Source organism: Pseudogulbenkiania sp. MAI-1 (assembly GCF_000527175.1).
In the GTDB taxonomy this organism is placed as follows: domain Bacteria; phylum Pseudomonadota; class Gammaproteobacteria; order Burkholderiales; family Chromobacteriaceae; genus Pseudogulbenkiania.
Window position 1 is genome coordinate 3,800,268 of sequence record NZ_AZUR01000001.1, and the last position, 19,084, is coordinate 3,819,351.

Genomic DNA, 19,084 nt, shown 5'->3' on the forward strand with positions numbered 1-19,084 from the left:
AGCCAGAATCCCCCACCATGACGCACCCGTTTTCTCCCCTCGTGATCCGCGGCCGCACCCTCCTGCCCATCGTTCAGGGCGGCATGGGTGTCGGCGTCTCCGCCAAGCGCCTGGCCGGTGCCGTGGCCCGTGCCGGCGGCGTCGGCACCATCGCCAGCGTCGACCTGCGCCACCTGCATGCCGACCTGATGGAACAGAGCGAGCACGCCGCCGGCGCCGACGAACTCAACCGTCTCAACCTGATCGCGCTCGACCGCGAGGTGAAGGGCGCGCTGGCCAACGCCGAGGGCCAGGGCCTCGTCGCCGTCAACGTGATGAAGGCGGTCGACGCCCACGCCGACTACGTACGCCAGGCCTGCGAATCGGGCGCGCACGCGGTGGTGATGGGCGCCGGCCTGCCGCTCGACCTGCCGGAGATGACCGCCGAGCACCCGGACGTCGCACTGATCCCGATCCTGTCCGAGGCGCGCGGCATCGGTATCGTGCTCAAGCGCTGGATGAAGAAAAACCGCCTGCCCGACGCCATCGTCATCGAACACCCCAAGCACGCCGGCGGCCACCTCGGCGCGGCACGTCTCGACGACATCGGGGACGCCAAGTTCGACTTCAAGCGCGTGCTGGACGAGACCTTCGAGTTGTTCAAGACACTGGGGCTGGAGCGCGAAAAGATTCCGCTGATCGTCGCCGGCGGTGTCAACAGCCACGAGAAGGTGCAGACCTACCTCAACGACTACGGCGCCGCGGCGGTGCAGATCGGCACCGCCTTCGCCGTGACCGAGGAAGGCGATGCCCACCCCCACTTCAAGCAGACCCTGGCCGGTGCGCGCGCCGAGGACATCGTCGAGTTCGTCAGCGTGGCCGGACTGCCGGCGCGCGGCGTGCTGACGCCGTGGCTCAAGAGCTACCTCAAGCGGCTCGACAAGCTGCAGGCCAACGCCAAGGCCGACCCGCGCCGCTGCACCCAGGCGCTCAACTGCCTGTCGGTATGCGGCCTGCGCGACGGGCTCGCCAAGGTCGGCCAGTTCTGCATCGACCTCAAGCTCGCCGCCGCCTTCCGCGGCGAGGTGAGCAAGGGGCTGTTCTTCCGCGGTGCCGAGCCGCTGCCGTTCGGCGACGCCATCAAGAGCGTGCAGGAGACCATCCAGTACTTTCTGCACGGCGAGAAGCCGGCCGGGCTGAGAGCCTGAGAATAAATCGGCTGCGCGTCCCTGATCGGGGCTCATGCGCTGCTCAGAATCCTCATGTACTTTGTGTACATTCTGGTTCCTGCGCTGCTCTTCACCCCGCTGAGGGCCGCTCGCGACGATTTCTTTCACAGGCTCTGACGCTGGTCTGAACGTCCGCGTCGCCTACGCTCATAGCCCCGGCTGCCCCAAGCCGGGGCTTTTTGTTACAGTGACGTTCAATACCGTGTTCCCTACCCTGCCATGACAGCCTTTACCAGTTGCAACCCCGCCAACGGCGAGGTGGTGTTCACCCGTCCCGCCTGGCCCGAAGACAAACTCGCCGACGCCGTCGCCCGGCTCAAGGCCGCGCAACACCCCTGGGCGCGGCTGACCGTCGCCCAGCGCGCCGAGCGGCTGCTGAAACTGGCCGACGCCCTCACCGCCGAGCGCGTGGCGCTGGCCGACCTGGTGACGCTGGAAGTCGGCAAGCTCACCGCCGAGTGCCTGGCCGAGATCGACAAGTCGGCCCAGCTGATCCGCTACTACGCCGAGCTGGCGCCGGGGCTGCTGGCCGCCAAGACCATCCCCACCCAGGCCAGCCACAGCGGCGTGGCGTTCGAGCCCTTGGGCCTGGTGCTGGCGGTGATGCCGTGGAACTACCCGATCTGGCAGGTGCTGCGCTTCGCCGTGCCGGCGCTGATGGCCGGCAACGCCTGTCTGGTGAAGCCCGCGCCGTCGGTGCCGCAGAGCACGCAGAAGCTGCTCGACATCGTCGCCGCCGCCAATCTGGCGGTGCTGGACGTGGCCTGGATCGAGCATGACCAGGTCGAGGAGGCGATCAAGGCCGCCGACGCGGTGGCTTTCACCGGCTCCACCACCACCGGCCGCGTCATCGCCAGCCTGGCCGGGCGCCACCTGAAGAAGACCGTGCTGGAGCTGGGCGGCAGCAACCCCTTCATCGTGCTGGCCGACGCCGACATCGAGACCGCCGCGCGCGAAGCCTGTCACTCGCGCTTCCGCGACGCCGGCCAGAGCTGCAACGCCGCCAAGCGCATGATCGTGGTGCCCGAGATCGCCGAAGCCTTCGTCGAGGCCTTCCTCGCCGAAGCCGCCCGCCTCATCCCTGGCGACCCGCGCCACCCGGCCACCACGCTGGCGCCGCTGACGCGCGCCGACCTGCGCGAGGCGCTGCACGCCCAGGTGCTGGACGCCAGCGCCAACGGCGCCACCCTGCTCAGCGGCGGCCAGATGCCGCACGGCGCCGGCTTCTACTACCCGGCCACCGTGCTCGACCACGTCAACCCGGCCTGCCGCGTCTACCACGAGGAAGTGTTCGGCCCGGTGGCCAGCATCCTGCGCGCACACGACGAGACCGACGCCATCCGCCTCGCCAACGACACCCCGTTCGGCCTCGGCGCCTCGATCTACACCGCCGACACCGAGCGCGGCTGGGCGCTGGCGCGCGACATCGAGGCCGGCAGCGTCTACCTCAACCGCCACACCAGCTCCGACCTCCGGCTGCCGTTCGGCGGCGTCAAGGCCTCCGGCTACGGCCGCGAGCTGTCGGAGTTCGGGCTCTACGAATTCGTCAACGTCAAGACCTACTGGCAGAAGTGACGCCGGCGGGCACGTCATCCACCCACGGCGCGGCGGGCCACCCCGCCGCCCTTTCGAACGGACCACGATGAGCACCCTCACCCTTTACGGCAACCGCTTTTCCGGCCACAGCTACAAGGTCCGCCTGGCACTGATGCTGGGCGACATCTCGCACGAGTACCGCCACGTCGACCTCGCCGCGCCGCGCGCCGAGCGGCCGGACGACTTCCGCGCCGCCAGCCGCTGGGACGAAGTGCCGGCGCTGGTGGTGGACGGCGTGGCCATGGTGCAGTCCAACGCCATCCTGCAATGGCTGGCGGAAAGCGAAGGCGTACTGGCCGGCCGTCCCGGCGAGCGCCAGGGCATCCGCGAATGGCTGGGCTGGGAGGCCAACCGCATCGGCCTGTCGGTGCCCAACCTGCGCTTCTACCACCGCTTCGCCAGCGTTCCGGCCGAGGTGCTGGCCTGGCTGGAACTGCGCGCCTGCGACGACCTCGCGGTGCTGGACGCCCACCTCGCCCGCCAGCCCTTCCTGCTGGAGAGCGGCGCCACCATCGCCGACCTCAGCGCCAGCGCCTACCTGTGGTGGCTGGACGAGGCCGGGCTCCGCATCAAGGATTGGCCGCATGTCGCCGCCTGGCTCGAACGCCTCGCCGCCCTGCCCGGCTGGCGGCACCCGGACGAACTGATGGCGCCGGACATCCCCGACTGAGCCACCCCATGAACGACTTCCTCGCCCGTCTGGCCAAGACGATCGGTGCCGCCAACCTGCTCACCGCCGAGGCCGACACCGCGCGCTACACCACCGACCAGCGCGGCCGCTATCACGGCCGGCCGCTGGCGGTGGCGCGCCCTGGCTCCACCGCCGAGGTGGCCGCCCTGGTGCGCCTCGCGCGGGAGCACCAGGTCGCCATCGTGCCGCAGGGCGGCAACACCTCCACCTGCGGCGGCGCCACGCCCGACACCTCCGGCCACCAGTTGCTGGTGGCGCTGGAGCGCCTCAACCGCGTGCGCGCCATCGACGCCGCCAACCACAGCCTCACCGTCGAAGCCGGCATGACGCTGGCGGCGGTGCAGCAGGCGGCGGCCGACGCCGACCGGCTGTTCCCGCTGTCGCTGGCCTCGGAGGGTAGCTGCCAGATCGGCGGCAATATTTCCACCAACGCCGGCGGGCTCGCGGTGCTGCGCTACGGCACCATGCGCGAGCTGACGCTGGGGCTGGAAGTGGTGCTGCCGGACGGGCAGATCCTCAACGCCCTGTCGGGGCTCAGGAAGGACACCAGCGGGCTGGACGTCAAGCAGCTGTTCATCGGCGCCGAAGGCCAGCTCGGCCTAATCACCGCCGCCACGCTCAAGCTGTTCGCGCGCCCCACGGCGCACACCACCGCCTTGGTCGGCGTCCGGGACGCCGCCACGGCGATCGCCTGGCTCAACGCGCTGAAGGACGCCTTCGGCGACCGCCTCACCACCTTCGAGATCATGTCCGAGGTGTGCCAGCGGCTGCTCGCCAAGTACCACCCCGGCCAGTTGCCGTTCACGGCGCCGTGGGCCCTGCTGATCGAATTGTCCGACAGCGGCGACTCGGCCGAGCTGAGCGAGCGACTGGTGGCCTGGCTCGCCGAGCAGGACATGGTGGACGGGGTGGTAGCGCAGAGCGAGGCCGAGCGGCAGAAACTGTGGCAACTGCGCGAGGCGATGTCGGAGACGCAGAAACGCGACGGCCCCAGCATCAAGCACGATATCGGCGTGCCGAGTTCGGCCATCCCGGCCTTCCTCGACGAAGCCGGAGCGGCGCTCGAAGCGGCCTTCCCCGGTGTGCGAGTGGTCGCCTTCGGTCACGCCGGCGACGGCAACCTGCACTACAACGTCAGCTACACTCGCCCCGGCAACGCCGAGCTGTTCGACGACGAGCCGCGCGTCAACGAGATCGTCTACGACTTGGTCTACCGCCACGCCGGCACCCTGGCCGCCGAACACGGCATCGGCCAGCTCAAGCCGCACTGGCTCGCGCGCTACAAGGACCCGGTGGCGCTGCAGCTGATGAAGACCATCAAGCAGGCGCTCGACCCCGACGGCCTGATGAACCCCGGGCGCTGGCTGTAGGGCAGACACCCCGGCGCCAGCCGGGGGCTACCGTTCAGGATCGAACGGCTCGCGGCCCCTACGCGCCTCGCCTCAGCACGATCTTGAACTCGGGCTCGTACGGCGGCACGTGGCATTCGACGATGTCGGACGGGGCCAGCTGCAGGTGTACCCCCACCACGTCGGCGTGCAGCGGCAGACACGTCACGTGGCGGTCGGCCAGCATGGCGGCATAGATTGCCGCCGGCTGCTTGCGCGCCAGGTACTCCACCGCGCGCAGCAGCGAATGGCCGGTGTAGAGCACGTCGTCCACCACCAGCAGCGCGTAGCCGGCCAAGTCCATGCTGGCGTGCGCGGCATTTTCGGTGAGCCGGGTTTCCGGGTGCAGCAGGGTCAGGTCGTCGGCGTAGCGCTTGATCGACAGATCGAGCCGCAACGGCGGCGGCAGTGCGTGATGTGCAAGCAGCGCGGCAGTCAGGCGCTCGGCCAGCGGCGCGCCGCGACGCAGAATCCCGATCACTGCCGTCCGCTCGTGCACGGCCAGCAGCGGCGCCACCCGCCGCGCCATGTCGGCGATCACCGCGTCCAGCTGCATGGTGTCGTAGAGACAGGGAGAAGGTTCCATACGGGCCTTTCTTGCTATCGTTGCCCGAGCGTCCCGAGGCGAGCCGCCCTGTTGTTACCGGTATAGCAAGCCCGGCGCTGCGGCAACCAATGCCGCGCGGCGCCGGTCGAATTCGACAGCAAGGTCCGGAGTGCGTCCCCCTGTGCCGGGCGCTAGATTCACGGTCATACTGTGAGTCGTTGAAAGGACCGCATCATGAACGCCTCAGCGAAATACGCCGAACTCGCCGCCGCCACCGAAAACGACCCGCGCTGGGCCGCCGTGGTCGCGCGCGATCCGCAGGCCGACGGCACCTTCTACTATTCGGTCCGGACCACCGGCGTGTACTGCCGCCCGTCGTGCGCGTCGCGGCGGGCGCGGCCGGAGAACGTGCGCTTCCACGCCAGCCGCGAAGACGCCGAACAGGCCGGCTTCCGCCCCTGCCAGCGCTGCAAGCCCGACCAGCCGTCGCAGGCCGAACAGCACGCGGCCAAGGTCACCGAAGCCTGCCGCATCCTCGAAACCGAGGAAGACACGCCGAACCTGGAACAACTCGCGCAGCGCGTCGGCCTCAGCGCCTATCACTTCCACCGCGTGTTCAAGCAGATCACCGGGCTGACCCCGCGCCAGTACGCGGCGGCGCGGCGCGAACAACGGGTGCGCGAGCAACTGGCCGGCAGCGGCACCGTGACCGACGCCATCTACGACGCCGGCTACCACGCCAACAGCCGCTTCTACGAAACCGCCAACGCGGTGCTCGGCATGACCCCGCGCGACTACCGCGCCGGCGGCGCCAACGCCCGGATCCACTTCGCCATCGCCCAATGCTCGCTCGGCGCCATCCTGGTCGCCCAGAGCGAGCGCGGCGTGTGCGCCATCCTGATCGGCGACGATCCCGACGCCCTGGCGCGCGACCTGCAGGACCGCTTCCCGCGCGCCGAACTGATCAGCGGCGACGCCGGCTTCGACCAGCTGGTGGCCAAGGTGGTAGGTTTCGTCGAAGCGCCAGGGCTCGGCCTCGACCTGCCGCTCGACGTGCGCGGCACCGCCTTCCAGCGCCGCGTCTGGCAGGCGCTACGCGAGATTCCGGCCGGCAGCACCGCGAGCTACACCGAGATCGCCCGCCGTATCGGCGCCCCCAAGGCGGTGCGCGCCGTGGCCGGGGCCTGCGCCGCCAACGCACTGGCCGTCGCCATCCCCTGCCACCGCGTGGTACGCACCGACGGCAGCCTGTCCGGCTACCGCTGGGGCGTGGAGCGCAAGCGCGCGCTGCTGGAGCGGGAAGCGCAGCAGCGGGCCGGCAACCAGGACAGCACCGAGCCATGACCTTCGACCTGTTCGACGACGAACCCCGCACCTGGCGCGAGGAACTGGCGCCGGGCGCGGTGGTGCTGCGCGGCTTCGCCCTGCCCCGCGTCGACGATCTGCTCGCCGCGCTCAAAGACGTCACCGCCGTCGCACCGTTCCGCCAGATGATCACGCCGGGCGGCTATCGCATGTCGGTGACGATGAGCGGCTGCGGACGCTACGGCTGGGTCAGCGACCACAGCGGCTACCGCTACGACCCGCTCGACCCCACCAGCGGCCAGCCCTGGCCGGCCATGCCGGACAGCTTCCGCCAGCTCGCCCGCGATGCCGCCGCCGAGGCCGGCTTCCCCGGCTACGAACCGGATGCCTGTCTGATCAACCGCTACGTCCCCGGCGCGCGCCTGTCTTTGCACCAGGATAAAGACGAGCGCGACCAGGTCGCTCCCATCGTCTCGGTCTCGCTCGGCCTACCGGCGCTGTTCCTGTTCGGCGGTCTGCACCGCAACGACCCCACGGTACGCGTGCCGCTCGCGCACGGTGACGTGGTGGTATGGGGCGGCCCGGCGCGGATGCGCTACCACGGCGTGCTGCCGCTGAAGGAAGGCAGCCACCCGCTGTTGGGCGCGGAGCGGATCAATCTGACGTTTCGGAAGGTGAGATGATTTTTTGAGAAGCAGTCGCGATCGTGCAATATTTCCCCTACTTCGTCCACTCGTTGGACAGCGACTCAGCCTGCTTGAGCACCAACTCCACGGCATCGGGCTGTTGATCGGGCGGGTACTTCCACTTCTGTAGGGTGCGGCGCACCAGAATGCGCAGCCTTGCACGCACGCTTTCGCGCACTTGCCAATCCACCGTTGTGCTCGCCCGTAGCTTCTCCGTAATCTCGATGGCGATCTTCTTCAAAGTCTCATCGCCCAGCTCACGAACCGCGCTCTCGTTGTTGGCTAGCGCGTCGTAGAAGGCGATTTCGTCCTGCCCCAGACCCAGTGCAGCCTCCCGCTCCAGCACCGCCTGGAACTCCTTCGCCATCTGGATCAACTCTTCGATGACCTGGGCGGTTTCGATGGCGCGGTTGTGATACTTGCGCAGCGTTTCCAGCAACCGGTCGCCGTACTTCTTTTCCTGCACCACGTTGTTGCGCGCACGCGCCTTGATCTCGTCACGCAGCAGCTTTTCCAGCAGTTCCACAGCCAGGTTGCGGCTTTCCATCTGGCGCACGTCTTCCAGGAACTCGTCCGACAGCAAGCCGATGTTGGGCTTGTCCAGTCCGGCCAGGGCAAAGATGTCCGCCACCCCGTCGGCCACGATGGCGTTGTCCAGGATTTGCTTGAGTGCGCTGTTCTTTTCTTCCAGCGAGCGCTTTTTGTCCACCGTGGTGAACTTGGCGATGGCCGCCTTGATGGCCGAGAAGAAGGCGATCTCTTTGCGCAGTGCGGCAGCCTCATCCAGAGTCCCGCACAACGAAAAGGCCTTGGCTACGGCGACCATGGTGTCGAGAAAGCGCTGCTTACCATCCTTCAGGCCTAGCAAGTGGTTGGCAGCTGGCACCAAGAGCTTCAACGCATCCGTCTCATACGCGCTGTAATCGAAGCCATGCATCATGCCGCGCACGATGTCCATCTTCTCCAACAGCACCGCCAGCGCTTCGGCCGCGTTGTGCGTGGGATCGCCCTTGCCTTTGGATTCGGTATAGGTTTTGAGCGCGGCCTTCAGCTCATTGGCAATGCCGATGTAGTCCACCACCAGGCCGCCCGGCTTGTTCTTGAATACCCGGTTGACGCGAGCGATGGCCTGCATCAGGTTGTGGCCCTTCATCGGCTTGTCCACGTACATCGTGTGGCAGCAAGGAGCGTCGAAGCCAGTCAGCCACATATCCCGCACGATCACCAATTTCAGCGGGTCTTTGGCGTCCTTGAAACGCTTTTCCAGGCGCTTCTTCACCTGCTTGCTGTACAAGTGCGGTTGCAACAGCGGCTTATCCGCCGCCGAGCCGGTCATCACGATCTTGATAGCCCCTTGCTCGGGATCGTCGCTATGCCAGTCCGGACACAGCGCCACAATCGCGTTATACAGGAGGGCACAAATCTCTCGGCTCATGCAGACGATCATCGCCTTGCCATCGAGCGTGGCGGTACGGGTTTCAAAGTGCTCCACCAGATCCTTGGCCACCTGCTCCAAGCGCGGTTCGGCCCCCACCAATTTTTCGAGTTGAGCCCACTCGCTCTTGGTTTTCTCGCGGGCCGCGATGTCCTCTTCGTCTTCCACCACTTCATCGACCATCTCATTGAGTACGTCGATCTCGGACTGGTTCACATCCAGCCTGGCTAACCGGCTTTCATAGTAGATGGGCACCGTGGCGCCATCGTCCACCGCATCCTGAATGTCATAGATGCTGACGTAGTCGCCGAACACCGCTCGGGTGTCCTTGTCTTCCAACGCAATGGGGGTGCCGGTAAAGCCGATGAAGGTGGCGTTTTTGAGTGCATCCCGCAGGTGCTTGGCATAGCCGAAGACATAACGCCCTGTCTTCTCATCAAAGCGCCCCTTCATGCCGTACTGGCTGCGGTGCGCTTCGTCCGAAATCACCACGATGTTCGAGCGGTCGGAGAGCAACGGATGCTCGTCTTCATCCTCCAGCAATGCGAACTTCTGCACCGTGGTGAAGATGATGCCGCCGGCCTGACGGGAAGCCAGCATTTCGCGCAATTCGTCCCGACTGCCCGCTTGCACCGGCGTGGTCTTCAGCAAATCACTGGCAGCGCAAAACGTAGCGAACAACTGGCCATCCAGATCGTTGCGGTCGGTCACCACCACCAGCGTGGGGTTCTTCATCTCCGGTTGCTGCAGCAGCTTGCCTGCGTAACAAGCCATGGTGATGCTCTTGCCCGAGCCTTGCGTGTGCCACACCACACCGGCCTTGCGCGAGCCAACCCGCACCTCCTTGCCGTAAGTGGCGCGTTCTTCGCGCAATTCCAGTAGGCCCTTGTCCGGGCTACTGGCCGCAATCACCGTTGCCCGCACCGCTTCGCGTACCGCGTGAAACTGGTGGTAGCCCGCAATCTTCTTGATGATCACATCGCCGTCCTGCTCGAACAGCACGAAGTGGCGGACATAATCGAGGAACAGTTCCGGCTCAAAGAAGCCGCGCACCATGGTTTCCAGTTCCAGTTGCAGACGTGGCCGGTCATCCTCGTTGGAGATGGTGCGCCAAGGCAGCATACGCTCCGCGTTGGCAGTGAGCGAACCCACCCGCGCCGTCCAGCCGTCGCTCACCACCAGCGCTGTATTGCAATTGAACAGGTCGGCGATTTCGTCCTTGTAGGTCTGCAACTGGTTGAAGGCATCCCACACATCCGTTTGCTCGTTGGCCGGGTTCTTCAGCTCGATCACCGCCAGCGGCAGGCCGTTGATGAAGGCGACGATGTCCGGCCGGCGTGGCTGCTTGCTGCCCGCCACGGTGAACTGATTGACGACCAAAAACTCGTTGTTGCGCGGGTTGGCAAAGTCGATCAAGTGCACCAGATCGGTCTTCTTGCTGTCGCCGTCGGTGAACTCGACCGACACCCCCGACAGCAGCATCCGGTGGATGCTGCGATTGCGCACCACCTGCTGCGGTTCACTCACCATCAGCAGCGCATGCGCCGCCTGTTCCAGCGCTGCCGCCGGAATCTGCGGATTGATGCGAGCCAGCGCCGCCAACAGACGGTCGCGCAAAATCACCTGTCGGTAATCGCTGCGCTCGGGATGATCGCTATCAGGCGCGATGTCCGGGCCATGCACGAATTGCCAGCTGGTCTCCTGGAACCAAGTGAGGCAGAGTTCTTCGAGCTGTTGTTCATTCATCATGGACTGGGTTCCCGTTGGTTGCGGCAGAGGGCAATGACAGGGTAGCGCAGTACGCCTGCCGCTCATGGGTAGGCGTGGTGGGGAAGGCCAAACTCAACGACCGCGCACGGACCATTGGGGTCAGGTACTCGTTACGTAACGATTCAGGCCGGCGGTTTACCAACTCCGCCAGGCACTGCAAGGTCAGGTAATGCCCCGTACATACCTGCAGCACCACGAGTTCCAGAACGGCACGATCCATCTTCTTCTTGGTACGCGGCTCTTGGGCAAGGCCCTCGAGGCGAGCCCGAAGGTCCGGAGACAACGCACTCAGCGAATCAATCACAGGCAACGGCAACTGTTCAGCCAGCAGGTACCCCTCCTGGCTACGCCGCGAGTCCAAATCTGAGGAGCTACCGGCCAAAACTGAGGAGCTACCGGCCAAAACTGAGGAGGTCGCCGGCAAATCTGAGGAGCTGACAACAGTAACCGGAGCGATAGCCTGCAGACCAGGGAAGGCTGGGCCAAACACATCATCCGGCGTCGGCATGTCCTGCCCCGGCAGGTGGTACACGGCACCGCGTCCCCCGGTGGATTCCAGCATGCCAAGCTGGGTCAGGTGCTGCAGGGTGCGCGACAAATCTACCGGGTGCCCCGTGGAAACCGTACACAAGCGTGCATGGTTCACCGTGCCCTCGCTGGCGGCCAAGGCCAAGGCGACACGTTCGTCATAAGCGAGCTCATCGAAAGCGGCACCGAACTTGGCCCGCAAGCTGTGAATCACTTGCTCAGGGAAGAGGTCGATCATCCGCAATTCCAGCAGCGTCTGGTTGTAGGGCTGCGAGGTTTCGTAGAGCTTGGGCGGGTTCCAATGCTGGGAGCGCCAGCCCTGGAAAATCTTCGGGATGCCGGTGCCAGCCTGTTCGCCCACGCCGACAAAACGGAACATCTTGTGCAAGGTACGGTTGCGGCAATCCGCCTCCCCACCCTGTAACGCCACGTCGACCGGGATGCGCATCAAGCCGGGGTTGCGGAAGCCGAACATATCCGGCCGCTTGACCACCAGCACCGATGCACGGTCGGAGTAATCGGCATGCACCAGCACATTGGCCAAGGCCTCGCGCAGCGCCACATGTACGGGCGTTTCGTCCTGGCGCTCCCCTTTTTCCAGATGGAAAGGCACTTTCAAATCGGCCGTGAGCTTCAGGTAGACCTTGCGGTAAAAGTCGTACAGATTGCCGGACCACTTGCCATCCAGCGTCAGGCGGTCGATCCAGCGCTTTTCGGTTTTCGCCTCTGGCCGCTCCTGATAATCGAGCATGTAGTAAGGCAGGGCCTCCTGAATGGCGACCATTTCGCCAAACATCAGCAAGCCCGCCAGGGTAAGCCCAGCCTCTCCGGTCTCACGATCACGCCGCCAGCCGCCGAGTTGCCGCAAAAACTCCTGATCGTCGATGGCATTCCACGGATGACCGGGGTCGCGATTGGCAAACACCTGCCGGTAAGCCCTCAAAGTCTCCGCGCTCAAATCGCTGATGCCGTAGCCGCGCAAAATGCGGTCATCGCGGCTGTCCTCCACCTGCTCGGCCAGCATGCGTTTGACTTCCTCGTCCGGTAGCGGGCGGTCACCCTCGTTCAGGCGACGGTAGGTATTACCGGCAAAGGGATTTTGGGTCAGATGCACCGGGCGCTGCTTACGGTTGGCGCGTGGAATAGTGATCGCCAGCACCGTCTTGCCGTCAACGTGCAGCTCTTGCACATGGCTGTCCGTGAGCAGGTTGACGCTGACTTTCTGGCGGTTATTCAGGTTATTGAAGAGCTCGGTGCGCAGCTTGTCCGGGTTCTGAATGTCCGCCAGTTCGAATTGACCTTTCCTCTCCCGCACGCCCAGCAACACCACGCCGCCATCGGTATTGGCAAACGCGCTGTAGGTGGGCCAGAAGTCTTCGGGCAATGCGCCCTTGCCGTCGCGGCCGGCAGCCAATTTGCATTCCAGAGAGAGAGATTCACGCAGCAACGCGAGGTCTTCGATAGACTGGATCTCGATCATTCGAACACCACCTGGCGGCGAGCGACCGCAATAGCCAATTTAAGAATTTGTTCAAGCAGACTGTGATCCGGCTTGCCATCCTCTCCCGCTGGCGTGTCATACCAGAGCGGGCGAATCTTCAGCTTCAACAACCGTGATTCCTTTTGCGCCTTCTCTTGCTGTGTCGAAGGCTTGCTCAGCAATGCAAAGTGATCCGGAATTTCGAATGCCGCCTCATCCACTACCGATTTAAACAGATCAAGTGTTTTGTCCTGCTCCAGGCTGCATCCGAGGAACAGCAATGAATGGCTGATGAAAATTTGTCGCAGCGCGCGGGGCAATTGATTCTGGAAGGACAGCGGTTCTCCGTAAGCCACCTGATATTGCTTTTCCGTAAATACGTAGGTGTTTTCCTGGCGAGCATCGCCATGCAGCTTCAGGATGCAACGCTCGCCGCGCAGCAAACGCTGCACAAACGCATTGCCCGGCTGCATGCCATACATGTAACCATCCAGCAGCTCTTTCTTTTCCTGAAAGACGGCTTCAATCACTGAATCGAAGTTCGTGGTTACGATGCAGCCTTTAGCAAGTTCGGGCAACAACAGGACCGGACCACGCACTGACTCTACACGCTGGCGGAATTCAGTTTTGATGAAGTGGTTAACCTGATCCGCCGCCGCGTCATGCAGCACCTGCGCAGCCTGCAGGTAATCGTATTGCGCCATCAACGGTTCAATATCCTGTACTTCCAGCCCGTCCAGTTTCCGCGCAATCTTGCGTAGCGCCTCGCCCCACATCGGGTAGTCGCACGCTTTAGACAAGCCCGCGCCAACAAAGGGGGCAATCCGACCCAAGCGAATCGCATCAACCAGATCGAGGAACACAGCAACTTGATCCGATTGTTTGATGAAGTTGCTCGCAGCCTCGTGTTGATCAACTTGCTGCTGGCCTTCCCAGTGATCCAGCTCGTCCAGATAGGCTTTACGGTCAACCCAATATAAGACCTCACTGGGTTTGTAAAGATAGGATTGGTCAGCTTCCTTCAAGCTTCGGATGACCACGACATCCGCTTCGTCGACGGAACTGTTGAACCCTTCATTCGAGTCGTAGGCTGTTTGGAGCGCTGTTTCTAGCTGCTCCACGATATCGTGGCTGTCACGGAGCTTTTTGATATCCATCACTCTGCTCCAGCGGTAAACGCGAGATCGGTAGCAGCGTCAACAGCCAACTCGCCGGACAGCAGTTTGGGGAGCAGGGTTTCTCGGAGGGCGGCAAGATTTTCCGAGCCTCGGTCGTTTGACGAAACTCTGCTCTTTAATGGTGAAACAAACTGGTCGAACGTTATTAATATTGCTTTGTTTGGAATTAGAACAGAGAGACTGGCTAGCTTTGCTCTGGATAGTTCCGTTTGCCCAGTAGAGCCCTCACCCATAGCCTCAATCTCTGGCTGTTTCCAAACCAGGTATTGGCCGAGATAAGGCCAGCTCAGAGCATCGCCAGCGCGAACAACCGTCACATGGGAGTCGACAATAGTTTGTTCGGCGAGATGAAGTACTTGAGCAACTCGACCTAATGTCCCAACACCAGTTGAGTTCACAAGGACATCACCAACCTCAAGGCGTCGGCCATCGATCTTTCTCTGAGCAGGGTCATGCCGACGGCCTTTTGAAATATCCACTCTAAAGTCACGAACGCACTTCTGGTTAAGTACCAGAACACCACCTGACTCCAGGTACTTGGGGGATATCCCTCGATTTAGGTATGCTGTGACATTTCCAAGCATCTCCACCTCCCACCCTTTTGGCACTTCGCCCAACTCGCTGTCTTCCATCTCCTCCGGAAACAGCGCGGCGGTGGCGGCGAGTTGGTCGAATTGCTCGCGCGGCAGGGCGTCGAGTTCGGCGTCCGTCTTGCCGCTGATGGCACCCATGGCGGCGCGCATCGGGTCGCGGCCTTCCTGTTTGGCGGCGATCTTGGCCTTGACCGGATCGAAATCGACAAACCACGATTTGAAGATGGCTTGCGCCATCGCTTCGAGGGTTTGGTTGATGCGATGATTGAGGTCGATTTTGTCGTCAAATGCCCCCAGTATCTCTGCGATTTGGCAACGATCATACTCGCTAGCAGGAATTGACACCTCAATACCGTTTAGTATTTGTTGATTGAGTAGTGGCTGTCCTGAACCAGCACGATAGTTGTTGAGCCCAAGTGATGTGAGCTTGTAGAACCAGAATCGTGAATCTTTCTGACTCTTGCTGCTGCCAATAATAGCGTTATCAGTTACCCAACACCTATTCGGGGAGTAGTGAACCGAACCACAGTAAGATCCAACGCGTCCCACAACTAATGTTCCAGCAGGCGCATTGGTTACATCAGCTTTCCCAATAGCTCCATTTGAACCATAAACAGCGAAGGCGCCATCGTCTGTACGATCAGGTGAACTTCTGCCGTTCTTGAACTCAACGAAGTCACCAAGCGGACCAGAAATTTGGGGAGTCGTGTGGGGCTGTTGCAGATCAGTTGCCATATCCCAAACCCGCCAAGTTCTTCTTAATTTCGCCCTCCAGCTTGGAACTCTCGGCAAACTGTTCGGCCAGTTGCGCGGTCAACCTTGCCATCTTGTCGGCAAACGGCTCGTCGTCCTCATCCTGCTCAGCCGCACCCACATAGCGCCCCGGCGTCAGCACGTGCTCGTGCTTACGGATGTCGTCCAAGGTGGCCGAATAGCAGAAGCCCGGTACGTTTTCATAGCCTTCCCCCTGCTGCCAGGCATGGAAGGTATCAGCGATTTTCTGGATGTCTTCCACGGTGAAATCACGCAGCACGCGGTCCTTCATGTAACCCAGCTGCCGAGCGTCAATGAACAGGAACTCGCCGCGCCGGTCGCGCTTTTTCTTGTCAAGGTTGAAGCCGTTGGCCTTGTCGCGGGTGAGGAACCAGATGCAGGCCGGAATCTGCGTGTTGGTGAACAGCTGGCCCGGCAGCGCCACCATGCACTCCACGTAGTCGTCTTCGATTAGCTTCTTGCGGATCTCGCCTTCGTTATTGGTGTTGCTGCTCATCGAGCCATTGGCCAAGAGCAGCGCCATGCTGCCGGTAGGGGCCAGGTGGTAGAGCATGTGCTGCAGCCAGGCGAAGTTGGCGTTGCTTTGTGGCGGCGTACCGGCAATCCAGCGCGGGTCGTTGGCCAGCTTTTCGTTCCACCATTCCTTCATGTTGAAGGGTGGGTTGGCCATCACGTAGTCGGCGCGCAGATCGGGGTGCAGGTCGTTGAGCATCGTGTCGCCCGGTTGCCCGCCGAAGTTGAAGTCGATGCCCCGGATGGCCATATTCATCGCGGCCAAACGCCACGTGGTGGGGTTGCTCTCTTGCCCGTAGACGCTGATCTGACCAGTCTTACCACTTGCTACCTTACCCCCGTGCTGCTCGATAAACTCCTCGCTCTGCACGAAGAAGCCGCCAGAGCCCATGGCCGGGTCGTACACGCGGCCCTTGAAGGGCTGCAGCATGGCCACGATCAGCGTGACGATGCTCTTGGGCGTGTAGTATTGGCCGCCTTTCTTGCCTTCGGCCAGCGCGAATTCGCCGAGGAAGTATTCGTAGACGTGGCCGAGGATGTCCTTGGCCTTGAGGTTGAGCGGCTGGCCTTGGTATTCGGTGGCGTGGAAGTTGGTACGGGAGAACAGGGCGATCAGGTCGGCCAGCTTGTGCGAGTCGAGCTGAGCACGGGCATAACGGTCCTTCTCCAGCACATTCTTGAGTTTCTTCTCGTTCTCGCGCTCAATAGCCTCCATCGCGTTGTCGATCAGCCAACCGACGGTTCGCATTTTCTCCGGCACCCACACCAGTTCGCCGGTTTCCTTGTTGCGCTGCTGAATTTGCCACGGCAAGTCGTTGCCGGGCGGTATCTGTGCACAGTCGCGCAGCGTTTGCCAGCGTGCCTCGAACGGCACCCAAAACACGTTTTTCTCGGTGTAGTAGTCGCGCACTTCGAGTTCGGCGGCGATATCGGCCTCGTAGTCTTCCGGGTAATCGGCGGGGTCCATGTAGTAGTCGTGCCCGGGGTCGCGAAACTGCGCATCCAGTTCCTTCTGCCGCTCCTCGAAAGCATCCGACACGTACTTGAGGAAGATCAGGCCAAGTACGATGTGCTTGTACACAGCCGCGTCCAGGTTGGAGCGCAGCTTGTCGGCAGCCGTCCAGAGCGTCCTCTCGAGATCGTTGAAGAATTGCTGTTCGATAATATTCATTCTTAATAACTCTTACTTGAAATTCATTTGAGCGGTAAGCCATGCCCCCGGTTCGAAGCATGAAAAGCGCACGCGCTACCGAACACCCTATGCCGTGCGCTCATCCACTTTGAGATATTCCGCAACTTCCTTGATAGTCAAGCTGCAATCCGCTCGTGCAGTCGCTGACCTGGCGAGTCCTGGCACAGTTGTCAAAAACTGTGCAGCAAGATACAGCAAAGACCAGGCAGTAACCAGAAGATCAAGACAGATGAATAGATTGCACGGCTGAGGAGAAGCTATCCCACAAAGGCTGAGGGCTTGCATGCAAAGAGGGTTGGCACTCGCGAGTGCTTGGACTGGGTAGGTATCAGGAATCCTGCCGTGGTCAGCACGTGACCAACAGACGGAAATTTCAAAAAGACAAAAAAATCCCCCGGGGATCACTCCGCAGGGGCCAACACGAGGAAGAAACACCTCGCCGGAGCTTATCCGGCTGCGATGTTTCGAGGGGCTAACACACAAAAGCCTGAGCTCTTAGGTGCGCGGAACAATCTAGCGTAAAAGCTCTAGTTCGTCCAATGCTTAATCAATCTAACCTTATGCCGGCCAGTTGAAGTCGCGGAACTGCTCGCGCAGCGTCGTCTTCAGGAGCTTGCCGGTGGCGGTGTGCGGCAGCTGGTCGACGATCACCACCTCGTCCGGCGCCCACCATTTGGCGACCTTGCCCTCGAAGAAGGCCAGCAGCTCGTCGCGGCTGGCGCTGTGGCCGGGCTTGAGCACCACCACCATCAACGGCCGCTCGTCCCATTTGGGGTGGACGACGCCGATGGCCGCCGCCTCGGCCACCGCCGGGTGGCCGACCAGGATGTTCTCCAGCTCGATCGAGCTGATCCACTCGCCGCCGGACTTGATCACGTCCTTGCTGCGGTCGGTGATCTTCATGTAGCCGTCGGGGTCGATGGTCACCACGTCGCCGGTGTCGAACCAGCCGTCGGCGGTGAGGCTGGCGTCGAGGTCGCGCCGGTAGTACTGGCTCAGCACCCACGGCCCGCGCACCTGCAGGTTGCCGAAGGCCACACCGTCGTGCGGCAGCGGCTGGCCGGCATCGTCGACCAGGCGGATCTCCACGCCGTAGACCGGCCGCCCCTGCCGGGTCTGCAGCCGGCGCAGCGTGGCCGGGTCGGCATCGCGGTGCGTGTACAGCGGCGCGGTGGTGGTGCCCACCGGGGACAGTTCGGTCATGCCCCACAGCTGGCGCAGTTGAACGCCGTGGGCGGCCAGTTGTTCGAACATCGCCGCCGGCGCCGCCGAGCCGCCGACGATCCCCCGCTGCAGGTTCGGCAGCCGCAGGCCATTCTGCTCGCAGTGCTGCAGCAGCATCAGCCATACCGTCGGCACGCCGGCAGCCAGCGTCACCTGTTCCTGTTCGATCAGCTCGTACAGGCTGGCGCCGTCCAGCTTCGGACCCGGCAACACCAGCTTGGTGCCGTTCATGGTGCAGCTGTACGGCAGGCCCCAGGCATTGACATGGAACATCGGCACCACCGGCAGCACCGCGTCGGCCGCGGAGAGGCCGAGGCTGTCCGGCAACGAGCTGGAGTAGCTGTGCAGCAGCGTGGAGCGGTGCGAGTACAGCACGCCCTTGGGCTGGCCGGTGGTGCCGGAGGTGTAGCACAGGCTGGAGGCGGTGTTCTCGTCGAACACCGGCCAGTCGTACTGTTCGCTGCGGCCGTCGAGCAGTTCCTCGTAGCACAGCAGGTTGGCGATGGTGGAGTGCAGCGGCATGTGCTCGCGGTCGGTCAGCAGCACGAAGTGGCGCACGCCGGAGAGCTGTGGCGCCAGCTGTTCGACCAGGGACAGGAAGGTGAGGTCGAAGAACAGCGCGACGTCCTCGGCGTGGTCGATGATGTAGCCGATCTGCTCAGGGAACAGCCGCGGATTGATGGTGTGGCATACCGCGCCCGAGCCAGACACGGCGTAATACAGTTCGTAGTGGCGGTAGCCGTTCCAGGCCAGCGTGCCGACGCGGTCACCGGACTCGATGCCCAGTGCCGCCAGCGCGTTGGCCAGCTGGCGGGCGCGGCGCGCGGCGTCGCGGTAGGTGTAGCGGTGGATCGGCCCTTCCACGGTGCGCGACACGATCTCGGTATCGCCGTGGCAGCGTTCGGCGTGTTGCAACAGCCCGGAAATCAGCAAGGGCTGGTCCATCATCAGTCCGTGCAGCATCTGTCTCCCCTTC

The 19,084-nt window shown here is 63.1% G+C and carries 13 protein-coding genes; 6 read left to right on the forward strand and 7 right to left on the reverse strand.

Features of this window, described 5'->3' with window-relative positions; genetic code table 11:
• Positions 1-17: 17 nt before the first annotated feature.
• The 4 genes from PSEMAI1_RS0117795 to PSEMAI1_RS0117810 all read left to right on the forward strand — a co-directional run bounded on the left by PSEMAI1_RS0117795 (position 18) and on the right by PSEMAI1_RS0117810 (position 4,865).
• Entirely contained in the window at positions 18-1,187 is a 1,170-nt protein-coding gene (locus PSEMAI1_RS0117795; protein ID WP_024304167.1) for a nitronate monooxygenase family protein, read from the forward strand.
• Between the two features lie 240 nt (positions 1,188-1,427).
• Complete coding sequence (locus PSEMAI1_RS0117800; protein ID WP_024304168.1) at positions 1,428-2,783, forward strand: aldehyde dehydrogenase family protein; 1,356 nt, start codon at positions 1,428-1,430, stop codon at positions 2,781-2,783.
• A gap of 67 nt (positions 2,784-2,850) precedes the next feature.
• Positions 2,851-3,474 (forward strand): glutathione S-transferase family protein, encoded by a 624-nt coding sequence (locus PSEMAI1_RS0117805; protein WP_024304169.1) that lies wholly within the window; start codon positions 2,851-2,853, stop codon positions 3,472-3,474.
• An 8-nt stretch (positions 3,475-3,482) separates the two neighbouring features.
• Positions 3,483-4,865: an FAD-binding oxidoreductase gene (locus PSEMAI1_RS0117810; protein WP_024304170.1), complete on the forward strand. Its 1,383-nt coding sequence runs from the start codon at positions 3,483-3,485 to the stop codon at positions 4,863-4,865.
• Between the two features lie 58 nt (positions 4,866-4,923).
• Here the strand turns inward: PSEMAI1_RS0117810 and PSEMAI1_RS0117815 are convergent, their stop codons facing one another.
• A complete protein-coding gene (locus tag PSEMAI1_RS0117815; protein ID WP_024304171.1) occupies positions 4,924-5,469 on the reverse strand; it encodes a phosphoribosyltransferase family protein in 546 nt (181 codons plus the stop codon).
• Positions 5,470-5,664: 195 nt separating this feature from the next.
• Here PSEMAI1_RS0117815 and ada point away from each other — a divergent pair, with 195 nt between their 5' ends.
• Complete coding sequence (gene ada, locus PSEMAI1_RS0117820; protein WP_024304172.1) at positions 5,665-6,774, forward strand: bifunctional DNA-binding transcriptional regulator/O6-methylguanine-DNA methyltransferase Ada; 1,110 nt, start codon at positions 5,665-5,667, stop codon at positions 6,772-6,774.
• Entirely contained in the window at positions 6,771-7,418 is a 648-nt protein-coding gene (alkB, locus tag PSEMAI1_RS0117825; RefSeq protein ID WP_024304173.1) for a DNA oxidative demethylase AlkB, read from the forward strand. The genes ada and alkB overlap by 4 nt, the downstream gene beginning before the upstream one ends.
• A 37-nt stretch (positions 7,419-7,455) precedes the next feature.
• On the opposite strand, the gene PSEMAI1_RS0117830 is transcribed toward alkB, so the two are convergent.
• The 6 genes from PSEMAI1_RS0117830 to PSEMAI1_RS0117855 all read right to left on the reverse strand — a co-directional run bounded on the left by PSEMAI1_RS0117830 (position 7,456) and on the right by PSEMAI1_RS0117855 (position 19,071).
• Positions 7,456-10,605: a type I restriction endonuclease subunit R gene (locus PSEMAI1_RS0117830; RefSeq protein WP_084612729.1), complete on the reverse strand. Its 3,150-nt coding sequence runs from the start codon at positions 10,603-10,605 to the stop codon at positions 7,456-7,458.
• The gene (locus tag PSEMAI1_RS0117835) at positions 10,595-12,634 is read right to left on the reverse strand and encodes an RNA-binding domain-containing protein (RefSeq protein WP_024304175.1); all 2,040 of its coding nucleotides are present in this window, start codon (positions 12,632-12,634) and stop codon (positions 10,595-10,597) included. Before PSEMAI1_RS0117835 ends, PSEMAI1_RS0117830 begins: the two co-directional genes overlap by 11 nt.
• Positions 12,631-13,791, reverse strand: a complete 1,161-nt coding sequence (locus PSEMAI1_RS0117840; RefSeq protein WP_024304176.1) for an SIR2 family protein — start codon at positions 13,789-13,791, stop codon at positions 12,631-12,633. The genes PSEMAI1_RS0117835 and PSEMAI1_RS0117840 overlap by 4 nt, the downstream gene beginning before the upstream one ends.
• The gene (locus PSEMAI1_RS20740) at positions 13,791-15,140 is read right to left on the reverse strand and encodes a restriction endonuclease subunit S (RefSeq protein ID WP_084612730.1); all 1,350 of its coding nucleotides are present in this window, start codon (positions 15,138-15,140) and stop codon (positions 13,791-13,793) included. The genes PSEMAI1_RS0117840 and PSEMAI1_RS20740 overlap by 1 nt, the downstream gene beginning before the upstream one ends.
• Positions 15,130-16,863, reverse strand: a complete 1,734-nt coding sequence (locus tag PSEMAI1_RS0117850) for a class I SAM-dependent DNA methyltransferase (protein WP_024304178.1) — start codon at positions 16,861-16,863, stop codon at positions 15,130-15,132. Before PSEMAI1_RS0117850 ends, PSEMAI1_RS20740 begins: the two co-directional genes overlap by 11 nt.
• Before the next feature lie 579 nt (positions 16,864-17,442).
• The gene (locus PSEMAI1_RS0117855; protein WP_024304179.1) at positions 17,443-19,071 is read right to left on the reverse strand and encodes a 3-(methylthio)propionyl-CoA ligase; all 1,629 of its coding nucleotides are present in this window, start codon (positions 19,069-19,071) and stop codon (positions 17,443-17,445) included.
• Positions 19,072-19,084: the final 13 nt, after the last annotated feature.

Coding starts and splice junctions, on each gene's coding strand:
- PSEMAI1_RS0117855 (WP_024304179.1), bottom strand. CDS start 19,071: ATGCTGCACGGACTGATGATGGACCAGCCCTTGCTGATTTCCGGGCTG.
- PSEMAI1_RS0117795 (WP_024304167.1), top strand. CDS start 18: ATGACGCACCCGTTTTCTCCCCTCGTGATCCGCGGCCGCACCCTCCTG.
- PSEMAI1_RS20740 (WP_084612730.1), bottom strand. CDS start 15,140: ATGGCAACTGATCTGCAACAGCCCCACACGACTCCCCAAATTTCTGGT.
- PSEMAI1_RS0117805 (WP_024304169.1), top strand. CDS start 2,851: ATGAGCACCCTCACCCTTTACGGCAACCGCTTTTCCGGCCACAGCTAC.
- PSEMAI1_RS0117835 (WP_024304175.1), bottom strand. CDS start 12,634: ATGATCGAGATCCAGTCTATCGAAGACCTCGCGTTGCTGCGTGAATCT.
- alkB (WP_024304173.1), top strand. CDS start 6,771: ATGACCTTCGACCTGTTCGACGACGAACCCCGCACCTGGCGCGAGGAA.
- ada (WP_024304172.1), top strand. CDS start 5,665: ATGAACGCCTCAGCGAAATACGCCGAACTCGCCGCCGCCACCGAAAAC.
- PSEMAI1_RS0117850 (WP_024304178.1), bottom strand. CDS start 16,863: ATGAATATTATCGAACAGCAATTCTTCAACGATCTCGAGAGGACGCTC.
- PSEMAI1_RS0117815 (WP_024304171.1), bottom strand. CDS start 5,469: ATGGAACCTTCTCCCTGTCTCTACGACACCATGCAGCTGGACGCGGTG.
- PSEMAI1_RS0117800 (WP_024304168.1), top strand. CDS start 1,428: ATGACAGCCTTTACCAGTTGCAACCCCGCCAACGGCGAGGTGGTGTTC.
- PSEMAI1_RS0117810 (WP_024304170.1), top strand. CDS start 3,483: ATGAACGACTTCCTCGCCCGTCTGGCCAAGACGATCGGTGCCGCCAAC.
- PSEMAI1_RS0117830 (WP_084612729.1), bottom strand. CDS start 10,605: ATGATGAATGAACAACAGCTCGAAGAACTCTGCCTCACTTGGTTCCAG.
- PSEMAI1_RS0117840 (WP_024304176.1), bottom strand. CDS start 13,791: ATGGATATCAAAAAGCTCCGTGACAGCCACGATATCGTGGAGCAGCTA.